The sequence below is a fragment of the Streptomyces sp. YS-3 genome, assembly GCF_045257485.1.
In the GTDB taxonomy this organism is placed as follows: domain Bacteria; phylum Actinomycetota; class Actinomycetes; order Streptomycetales; family Streptomycetaceae; genus Streptomyces.
Genome location: NZ_JBJHPC010000963.1, coordinates 1 through 1,557 on the forward strand (window position 1 = coordinate 1; position 1,557 = coordinate 1,557).

A 1,557-nucleotide genomic window follows, 5' to 3' on the forward strand; every position below is an offset into this window, starting at 1 on the left:
CCGCCCCACGCCCCCGGCCGGCGGTGTGCCGACCCGATGACGGGACCCACGGTCCGCCGGGCGCTGCGCCACCTCGGCCCCGCGCGGCACCGGACCCCTCGGGCAGGCCCACGGCCGCCCGCACGGGCGCGGAGGACGCCTGCGGCAACCGGCCAGGGAGACGAGAAACGACAGGTAGCACGGCGCCAGGTGTATCGTGCGGAACGCCGCGTATGCGAACTACGCCCCTTATATAACTACTTGCCCCGGTGAGGGCGGGAAAGGGGGACGGAATAAAGAGCGAGCCTGACCGTGCCGGTCGCGCGGGCGACGACACGGCACGGGTGCCGCATGGAGGCGGACCGGCCCGGCGTGGACTGGTCGGCGGACTGGCCGCCCTCGGTACGGCCACTGCCCTGGCCGCCTGTCTGCGCTCCCGTACCCCCGCGCCCACCTCGTCGTCCGGCCCCGGCCGTCAGCCAGGTGTGACGGACCGACAGCCGCCCCGGGCGCTGCTGCTGTCGTACGACCTGAGCCACCGTACCCACGGCCCGGCGGGCCGGGAGGCCGTGCTCCGGATGTTCGCCGCCTGGACGCCCGTACTCACCGCACGCGACGGCCCGACCGTGACGGTCGGACTGGGGCCCGCCCTCTTCCCCCGCCTCGGGGTGCGGGCGCCGGAGGCGCTCCGCGACCTCCCCGCCTTCGCGGGTGACCGGCTGCGCCCCGAGGCCGGGGGCGGCCAGGTGTTCCTGCAGATCTGCGCGGCCACCCCCACTGCCTGCACCGACCTGGCGCGGCGGCTGGAGCAGACCGTGCCGGGCGTACTGCGTCCGCGCTGGCGCCAGGCGGGCTTCCTGCCCGCCGCGCCACCCGGGGAGACCCCGCGCAATCTGCTGGGCTTCAAGGACGGCACCGCCAATCCGACCCCGAAGCAGGCCGAACGGTGGGTGTGGCTCGGGCCCGGCCCGCACCACAACGCCACCTATCTGGTGGTGCGCCGGATCCGTCTCGCGACGGCCGAGTTCGGCTCGCTGCCCGTCGAACGCCAGGAGCGCGTCATGGGCCGCCGCAAACCACACGGCGGCCCCCTCCAGGGCGGCCCCGAACACGCCGAGCCCGACCTCCTCGCCAAGACTCCGCAGGGCGGTTACCTGCTCCCCGCCGACGCCCACGTCCGGGTCGCCCAGCCCCGGTTCGACGGCGGCGCCCGGATACTGCGCCGCGGCTACTCCTACGACAACACCCCCGACGACCAGGGCCTGCTGTTCCTCGCGTACATGAGGGACCCCGGCCTCTTCACCCGCGTCCAGCGCCGTCTCGCGGGCCATGACGCGCTGGGCCCGTTCATCGAGCACTACGGCTCCGCGGTGTTCTTCGTCCCTCCGGCGGCGGGACCGGAAGGGGCGTTGGGGAGCGGTGTGCTGTAGGCGGGCGGGGGCGCGCGTGCCGTCTTTCCCCGCCCGGCCGGGTCAGGCGGGAAGTGCCTCGACCGTGGGCACCACCGTGCCGAACAGGTCCGTGATCGTGGTCAGGGCCGCCGTCCGCAGGGTGGCGGCCCTGACCACGATCACGGAC

At 75.0% G+C, this 1,557-nt stretch carries 1 protein-coding gene; it reads left to right on the forward strand.

Annotated elements, in window-relative coordinates:
• Positions 1-323: 323 nt before the first annotated feature.
• Positions 324-1,409 carry a Dyp-type peroxidase gene (locus tag ACJA3G_RS36725; RefSeq protein WP_406557350.1) on the forward strand — a complete coding sequence of 362 codons (1,086 nt, stop codon included), beginning with the start codon at positions 324-326 and terminating at the stop codon, positions 1,407-1,409.
• Positions 1,410-1,557 lie beyond the last annotated feature (148 nt).